Origin of the sequence: Kitasatospora sp. NPDC057223, assembly GCF_042669755.1 — a bacterium.
GTDB lineage: Bacteria > Actinomycetota > Actinomycetes > Streptomycetales > Streptomycetaceae > Kitasatospora.
In genome coordinates, this window is record NZ_JBHUWW010000216.1 from 1 (window position 1) to 9,185 (window position 9,185).

Below are 9,185 nucleotides of genomic sequence, written 5' to 3' on the forward strand. Positions count from 1 at the left end.
GTGGTGGTGCCGGTGCGTCTGGACCTGGCGGTTCTGCGTGCCGGGTCGGGCGACTTGCCGGTGCTGTTGCGTGGGTTGGTCGGGGCGTCGGGGCGTCGGTCGGCCCGGGCCGGTGGTGTGGACGGTGGGGTGCTGCGGCGTCGGCTCGTCGGGCTGGATGCTGCGGGGCGTGGCCGGGCGGTGCTTGAGCTGGTGCGCGGTCACGTGGCCGGGGTGCTGGGGCATGCGTCGGCGGAGGCGGTCGAGCCGGACCGGGCTTTCGAGGAGTTGGGGTTCGACTCGCTCGCCGCGGTGGAGTTGCGCAACGCGCTGAACGCGGTGAGCGGGCTTCGGCTGCCGGCGACACTGGTGTTCGACCGGCCGACCGCCCAAGCCGTGGCCGATCACATCCTGGTGCTTCTCGACGGGGTGGGGGATCTCGACGCCGTTCCGGTGCCACGTGCCGTGGACACCAGTGACGACCCGATCGTGATCGTGTCGATGGCGTGCCGCTACCCGGGTGGAGTCGCCTCGCCCGAGGAGCTGTGGCGACTGGTCGAGAGCGGCGTCGACGCGATCTCGGCACTCCCCGCCGAGCGCGGCTGGGACCAGGACATCTTCGACCCCGAACCGGGCACGCCGGGCAGGACCTACACACGCGAAGGCGGGTTCCTGCACGACGCCGCCGACTTCGACGCGGCCTTCTTCGGGATCTCGCCGCGCGAGGCCCTGGGCATGGACCCGCAGCAGCGGCTGCTGCTGGAGACCTCGTGGGAGGCGTTCGAGCGGGCGGGCATCGATCCCGGGACGCTGAAGGGCAGTCCGACCGGCGTCTTCGCGGGTGTGATGTACCACGACTACGGTGGCGGCAGCGCCGGCAGCTTCGTCACCGGCCGCGTCGCCTACACCCTGGGGCTGGAGGGCCCTGCACTGACGGTGGACACCGCCTGCTCCTCGTCTTTGGTGTCGCTGCACCTGGCGGCGCAGGCGCTGCGGTCGGGGGAGTGCTCGCTCGCCCTGGCCGGCGGGGTGACGGTGATGGCCACGCCGGAGACCCTGGTGTACTTCAGCGAGCAGCGGGGCCTGGCACCGGACGGCCGGTGCAAGTCCTTCGCAGCCGACGCCGACGGAGTCGCCTGGGCGGAGGGCGCGGGCGTGCTGCTGTTGGAGAGGTTGTCGGACGCGCGGCGAAACGGGCATCCGGTGCTGGCGGTGGTGCGCGGCAGCGCGGTCAACCAGGACGGTGCGTCCAACGGCCTCACCGCCCCCAACGGGCCGTCACAGCGCCGGGTCATCCGGCAGGCGCTGGCGAACGCGGGCCTCACCTCGGCGGATGTCGACGCGGTCGAGGCGCACGGGACGGGGACGCGACTCGGTGACCCGATCGAGGCGCAGGCGCTGCTGGCGACCTACGGGCAGGACCGGCCCGCGGATCAGCCCCTCTGGCTGGGCTCGATCAAGTCCAACTTCGGGCACACCCAGGCCGCGGCCGGCATGGCAGGTGTCATCAAGATGGTGATGGCGATGCGGCAGGGTGTGCTGCCGAAGACTCTGCACCTTACGGAGCCCAGCTCGCAGGTCGACTGGTCGGAGGGCGAGATCGCGCTGCTCACGGAGCAGGTGGCCTGGCCGGAGCGTGGACGCCCCCGTCGGGCGGGTGTGTCCTCCTTCGGTCTGAGTGGGACGAATGCGCATGTGATCGTGGAGGAGGCGCCGGAGCAGGAGGTCGTCGAGGGTTCTGCTCAAGCCGGTGGTCCGGTGTCTGTGTCGGTGGTGCCGTGGGTGGTGTCGGGGCGGACGCCGGGTGCGGTGGCGGCGCAGGCGGGGCGGTTGCTGGCGGCGGTGGGCGATGAGGCGCTGTTGGATGTGGCGTTCTCGTTGGCGACGTCGCGGGCGGTGTTCGAGCACCGGGCGGTGGTGTTGGGCGCGGACCGCGACGAGCTGGTCCGGGGCCTGGGTGCGCTGGCCTCGGGCGAGTCGGGTGCGGGCGTGGTGTCGGGTGCGGCGCGGCGTGGTGGTCGTTCGGCGTTTGTGTTCACGGGTCAGGGTGCGCAGCGGTTGGGGATGGGGCGTGAGCTGTGCGCGGCGTTCCCGGTGTTCGCGTCGGCGTTCGACGCGGTCGTCGCCGAGGTGGACGGGCATCTGGACCGCCCGTTGCGGGAGGTGGTGTGGGGTGAGGACGTCGGGTTGTTGAACCGTACGGGGTTCGCGCAGCCGGCGTTGTTCGCGTTCGAGGTGGCGTTGTTCCGTCTGGTGGAGTCGTGGGGGGTGCGTCCGGACTTCCTCGCCGGGCATTCGGTCGGTGAGATTGCCGCCGCGCACGTCGCGGGGGTGTTCTCCCTTCAGGATGCGGCCAGGCTGGTGGTGGCGCGTGGTCGGTTGATGGAGGCGTTGCCGGCGGGTGGTGCGATGGTGGCGTTGCAGGCGGGTGAGGCGGAGGTTGTGCCGCTGCTGGGTGACCGGGTCGGCATTGCGGCGGTGAACGGGCCGCAGGCGGTGGTGGTTTCGGGTGATGAGGACGCGGTCCTCGACGTCGCCGCGCATTTTGAGGCGCTGGGCCGTAAGACGTCGCGGCTAGCGGTGTCGCATGCGTTCCACTCGGTGCTGATGGAGCCGATGCTCGACGAGTTCCGTGCGGTGGCAGGCGGGTTGGAGTACCACGAGCCTTCGGTGCCGGTGGTTTCCACGGTCACCGGCGCGCCGGCGGCGGACCTGGCCTCGCCGGGGTATTGGGTGGGGCAGGTGCGGGAGGCGGTGCGGTTCGCGGATGCCGTGCGTGCGTTGGAGGTGGCGGGTGTCAGCCGGTTCCTGGAGTTGGGTCCTGACGGTGTCCTGACCGGGCTGGCGCAGCAGAGCGTCTCGGGCGAGCAGGCGACGTTGGTCGCCGCCACCCGCCGCAACAGGCCGGAGCCCGTCACGCTGGTGACCGCACTTGCCCAATTCCACACCTCTGGCGCGGCAGTGGACTGGTCGGCGTTCTTCGCCGGCACCGGCGCCCGCCGGATCGACCTGCCGACCTACCCCTTCCAACGGGAGCGGTTCTGGATAAACGCACCCGCTGCAGGGAAGGACGCCTCCGGCATGGGCCTGGAGTCGGTGGAGCATCCGTTGCTGGGTGCGGTGGTGCCTTCTCCCGACACCGATGTGGTGACGTTCACGGGTCGGGTGTCGGCTGGTTCGCATGGCTGGGTGGTGGATCACGAGGTGCTGGGCAGTGTGCTGCTGCCGGGTACGGGGTTCGTGGAGTTGGCGTTGCGTGCGGGGGAGCAGGTCGGCTGTGAGGTGGTGGAGGAACTCACTCTCCAGGCCCCGTTGGTGTTCGCCGGGAGCGAGGGTGTGGCTCTTCAGGTGGTGGTGGGGGCTGGGGATGCTGTGGGTCGGCGTTCGGTGTCGGTGTTCTCGCGGGTGGAGGGGCGGTCTGATCTGCCGTGGACGTTGCATGCTCAGGGTGTGCTGGCTTCCGGTCCGGTCATTGCCGGTGAGGATCTGAGCCAGTGGCCTCCGGTGGGTGCGGAGGTGGTGGAGGTTGAGGGTGCGTACGGGGTGTTGGGGGAGTTGGGGTATCGGTACGGGCCGGTGTTCCGGGGTCTGAGGGCGGCGTGGCGGCGGGGCGAGGAGTTGTTTGCCGAGGTTGAGCTGCCGGAGCAGGCGCGGGCGGATGCGGAGCGGTTCGGGGTGCATCCGGCGTTGCTGGATGCGGCGATGCATGTGGCGTTGATCGGCGGGACGGGGACCGGTGAGCCGGTGCTGCCGTTCGTGTGGAACGGGGTGCGCCTGCACGCAGTGGGTGCCTCGGAGCTGAGGGTGCGGATCGCCCCAGCCGCACAGCGGGACAGCCTGACCATGCAGGTCGCGGATGCGACGGGCAGGCCCGTGATGTCGGTCGGGTCGATGGTCGGCCGTCCGGTGTCGGCGGAGCAGCTGGGCCTGTCTGCCGGTGCAGGCGACGCGCTCTTCAGCGTGGAGTGGGGTGCTGCTCCGGAGCCCGGTGACAGCCCCGCCATGGAGTGGACCGCGTGGGAGGAGCTTTCGGCCGAGGGCCCGGTGCCGGACGTAGTGGTGCTGGACTGCGCGGCATCTGAAGAGGGCGAGCTCCCCACGGTCGTGCGTGGTGTGGTCGGGGCGGTGTTGGGGGTGGTGCAGGGCTGGTTGGCGGGGGAGCGTTTTGCGTCGTCGCGGTTGGTGGTGGTGACGCGGGGTGCGGTAGCGACGGCCGTGGGTGCTGTGGTGGATGTGCGGCAGGCGCCGGTGTGGGGTCTGGTGCGGGCGGCGCAGGCGGAGAACCCCGGGCGGTTCGTGCTGGTGGACACCGACGGCTCGTCCTCGCTGGAGGCGGCGTTGGCCTCCGGTGAGCCGGAGTTGGCGATCCGCGAGGGGACGGTGCTGGTACCGAGGCTGGCCCGGGTGGCCGCGCCCGAGCAGGCGGCCGGGCCGACCTTCGATCCGGCGGGCACGGTCCTGGTCACCGGTGGTACGGGTGGTCTGGGCGCCCTGGTGGCGCGGCACCTGGTGGTCGAGCACGGGGTTCGCAACCTCCTGCTGACCAGTCGGCGTGGCTTGAAGGCGCCGGGTGCGGTGGAGCTGCGGGACGAGTTGGCTGCCTTGGGTGCGGAGGTCCGGGTCGCGGCGTGTGATGTGTCGGATCGTGGGGCGTTGGCGGGGTTGTTGGCGGATGTTGCGGCTGGTGGGCGTGCGTTGCGGGGGGTGGTGCATGCGGCGGGTGTGTTGAGCGACGGTCTGGTTGAGTCGTTGACGCCGGAGCGGTTGGACGCGGTGCTGCGGCCGAAGGCGGACGCGGCCTGGTACCTGCATGAGCTCACCCGCGACCTGGACCTCACCGCCTTCGTCCTCTTCTCTTCCGTGGCCGGTACTTTGGGATCGGCCGGACAGGCGAACTACGCCGCTGCCAACGCCTTCCTCGACGCACTCGCCCACCAGCGCCGCTCGCAGGGCCTGCCGGCGGCTGCGCTCGCGTTCGGGCTCTGGGGCGTCGCCAGCGGCCTGGGTGCGGAGCTGAACGCGGCTGACCTCGACCGGATGCGGCGGGCGGGGATGCCGGCCCTGTCGGTGGAGGAGGGGTTGTGGCTGTTCGACGCCTCGCTGGGCTCCGGGGTCCCGGTGGTGGTGCCGGTGCGTCTGGACCTGGCGGTTCTGCGTGCCGGGTCGGGCGACTTGCCGGTGCTGTTGCGTGGGTTGGTCGGGGCGTCGGGGCGCCGGTCGACCCGGGCCGGTGGTGTGGACGGTGGGGTGCTGCGGCGTCGGCTCGTCGGGCTGGATGCTGCGGGGCGTGGCCGGGCGGTGCTTGAGCTGGTGCGCGGTCACGTGGCCGGGGTGCTGGGGCATGCGTCCGCGGAGGCGGTCGAGCCGGACCGGGCTTTCGAGGAGTTGGGGTTCGACTCGCTCGCCGCGGTGGAGTTGCGCAACGCGCTGAACGCGGTGAGCGGGCTTCGGCTGCCGGCGACACTGGTGTTCGACCAGCCGACCGCCCAAGCCGTGGCCGATCACATCCTGGTGCTTCTCGACGGGGTCGGGGATCTCGACGCCGTTCCGGTGCCACGTGCCGTGGACACCAGTGACGACCCGATCGTGATCGTGTCGATGGCGTGCCGGTATCCGGGTGGAGTCGCCTCGCCCGAGGAGCTGTGGCGGTTGGTGGAGGGCGGGGTCGACGCGGTTTCGGAGTTCCCGTCGGATCGTGGTTGGGACGAGGGGGTGTACGACCCGGAGCCGGGGGTGCCGGGCAGGACGTACACCCGGGCTGGTGGTTTCCTGTATGACGCGGCCGAGTTCGACGCCGGGTTCTTCGGGATCTCGCCGCGCGAGGCCCTGGGCATGGACCCGCAGCAGCGGCTGTTGCTGGAGACCTCGTGGGAGGCGTTCGAGCGGGCGGGCGTCGATCCCGGGACGCTGAAGGGCAGTCCGACCGGCGTCTTCGCGGGTGTGATGTACCACGACTACGGCGGCGGCAGCGCCGGCAGCTTCGTCTCCGGCCGGGTCGCCTACACGCTGGGGCTGGAGGGCCCTGCACTGACGGTGGACACGGCGTGCTCGTCGTCTTTGGTGTCGCTGCACCTGGCGGCGCAGGCGCTGCGGTCGGGGGAGTGCTCGCTCGCCCTGGCCGGCGGGGTGACGGTGATGGGGACGCCGGAGACTCTGGTGTACTTCAGTGAGCAGCGGGGCCTGGCACCGGACGGCCGGTGCAAGTCGTTCGCGGGAGCGGCGGACGGAACGGGCTGGGCCGAGGGCGCGGGCGTGCTGCTGTTGGAGCGGTTGTCGGACGCGCGGCGCAACGGGCATCCGGTGCTGGCGGTGGTGCGTGGCAGCGCGGTCAACCAGGACGGTGCGTCCAACGGCCTCACCGCCCCCAACGGACCGGCGCAGCAGCGGGTGATCCGGCAGGCGCTGGCGAGTGCGGGCCTGTCGTCGGCGGATGTGGACGTGGTGGAGGCGCACGGGACGGGGACGCGTCTGGGTGACCCGATCGAGGCGCAGGCGCTGCTGGCGACGTACGGGCAGGACCGGCCGGAAGACCAGCCGCTGTGGCTGGGCTCGGTCAAGTCGAACATGGGCCACACCCAGGCTGCGGCCGGCGTCGCGGGAATCATCAAGATGGTCATGGCGATGCGGAATGGAGTGCTGCCGAAGACGCTGCACGTGGACGAGCCCTCGCCGCATGTGGACTGGTCGGAGGGCAGCGTCGAACTGCTCACGGAGGCGCGGAAGTGGCTGCCGAACGGGCACCGGCGTCGGGCGGGTGTGTCCTCGTTCGGTCTGAGTGGGACGAATGCGCATGTGATCGTGGAGGAGGCGCCGGGGCAGGCGGCTCCCGTGCCCGTGCCCGTGCCGGGACCTGTGGCGTTGTCGGTGGTGCCGTGGGTGGTGTCGGGGCGGACGCCGGAGGCGGTGGCGGCGCAGGCGGAGCGGTTGCTGGCGGCGGTGGACGAGGAGGCGCCGTTGGATGTGGCGTTCTCCTTGGCGACGTCGCGGGCGGTGTTCGAGCATCGGGCTGCTGTGGTGGGTTCCGATGTGGAGGAGTTGCGGCGGGGGTTGGCCGCGTTGGTGTCGGGGGAGTCCGTCCCGGTGCTGGCGCGGCGTGGTGGTCGTTCGGCGTTTGTGTTCACGGGTCAGGGTGCGCAGCGGTTGGGGATGGGGCGTGAGCTGTGCGCGGCGTTCCCGGTGTTCGCGTCGGCGTTCGACGCGGTGGTGGCGGAGCTGGACGGGCTGTTGGACCGGCCGTTGCGGGAGGTGGTGTGGGGTGAGGATGCCGGGTTGTTGAACCGGACGGGGTTCGCGCAGCCGGCGTTGTTCGCGTTCGAGGTGGCGTTGTTCCGTCTGGTGGAGTCGTGGGGTGTGCGTCCGGACTTCGTGGCGGGGCACTCGGTCGGTGAGATTGCCGCCGCCCACGTCGCGGGGGTGTTCTCCCTTCAGGATGCGGCCAGGCTGGTGGTGGCGCGTGGCCGGTTGATGGAGGCGCTGCCGGCGGGCGGCGCGATGGTGGCGCTCCAGGCGGGTGAGGCGGAGGTTGTGCCGCTGCTGGGTGACCGGGTGGGGCTCGCTGCCGTGAACGCCCCCGGCTCGGTGGTGGTTTCGGGCGACGAGGACGCGGTCCTCGACGTCGCCGCGCATTTCGGGGCGCTGGGCCGCAAGACGTCGCGGCTGGCGGTGTCGCACGCGTTCCACTCGGTGCTGATGGAGCCGATGCTGGACGAGTTCCGTGTGGTGGCAGGCGGGTTGGAGTACCACGAGCCTTCGGTGCCGGTGGTCTCCACGGTCACCGGCGCGCTGGGCGCCGACCTGGCCTCGCCGGAGTACTGGGTGCGGCAGGTGCGGGAGGCGGTGCGGTTCGCGGATGCCGTTTGTGCGTTGGAGGCGGAGGGTGTCAGTCGGTTCCTGGAGCTGGGACCCGACGGTGTCCTGACCGGGCTGGCGCAGCAGAGCGTCTCGGGCGAGCAGGCGACGCTGGCCGCCGCCACCCGCCGCAACCGGCCGGAGCCCGCCGCCCTGGTGACCGCACTGGCCCAATTCCACACCTCTGGCGCGGTGGTGGACTGGTCGGCGTTCTTCGCGGGCACTGGTGCCCGCCGGGTCGACTTGCCCACGTATGCGTTCCAGCGGGAGCGGTTTTGGGTGGAGGCGGTTCGGCCGGTGGGGGATGTGTCGGCGGTGGGGCAGGTGGCGTTGGATCATCCGGTGTTGGCGGCGGCGGTGGCGATGCCGGATTCGGATGCGGTGACGTTCACGGCTCGTCTGTCGCGGGTGGGGCAGCCGTGGGTGGTGGATCACGAGGTGCTGGGCAGTGTGCTGCTGCCGGGTACGGGGTTCGTGGAGTTGGTGTTGCGTGCGGGGGAGCAGGTCGGCTGTGAGGTGGTGGAGGAACTCACTCTCCAGGCCCCGTTGGTGTTCGCCGGGAGCGAGGGTGTGGCTCTTCAGGTGGTGGTGGGGGCTGGGGATGCTGTGGATCGGCGTTCGGTGTCGGTGTTCTCGCGGGTGGAGGAGCGGTCTGATCTGCCGTGGACGTTGCATGCGCAGGGTGTGCTGGCGTCCGGTCCGGTTGCTGCGGGCACGGATCTGAGCCAGTGGCCTCCGGTGGGTGCGGAGGTGGTGGAGGTTGAGGGTGCGTACGGGGTGCTGGCGGAGTTGGGGTACCGGTATGGGCCGGTGTTCCAGGGGTTGAGGGCGGCGTGGCGGCGGGGGGACGAACTCTTCGCGGAGGTTGAGCTGCCGGAGCAGGCGCGGGCGGATGCGGAGCGGTTCGGCCTGCACCCCGCCCTGCTGGATGCCGCCCTGCACACCGCGCTGCTGGGAGGTGGTCGGGATAGTGCAGACGGGCCGCTGCTGCCATTCGCTTGGAACGGGGTTCGTCTGCATGCCGCGGGCGCTACGGCGTTGAGGGTACGCATCGCGCCCGTGGCTCAGCGGGACGGGGTGGCGCTGATGGTGACTGACCAGAGCGGTGATCCGGTGCTGTCGGTGGAGTCACTGGTATCCCGTCCGGTCTCGGCTGAGCACCTGGGTGCGCCTGCCGGTTTCGACGATTCCTTGTTCGGCATCGAGTGGGGTGTTGTTCCTGAGTCCGGGGAAGCCTCTGTCGTGGAGTGGTCTGCGTGGGAAGAGCTTTCGGCTGAGGGTTCGGTGCCGGGTGTGGTGGTGCTGGACTGTGTCGTGCCGGAGGGTGATGTGCCGTCGGCGGTGCGTGGTGTGGTCGG

Annotated in this window: 1 protein-coding gene; it reads left to right on the top strand. The window is 71.2% G+C overall.

Features of this window, described 5'->3' with window-relative positions:
• Positions 1-9,185: SDR family NAD(P)-dependent oxidoreductase (locus tag ACFUK0_RS38405; protein ID WP_380258420.1), on the top strand; the 9,185-nt coding region annotated here is incomplete at both ends.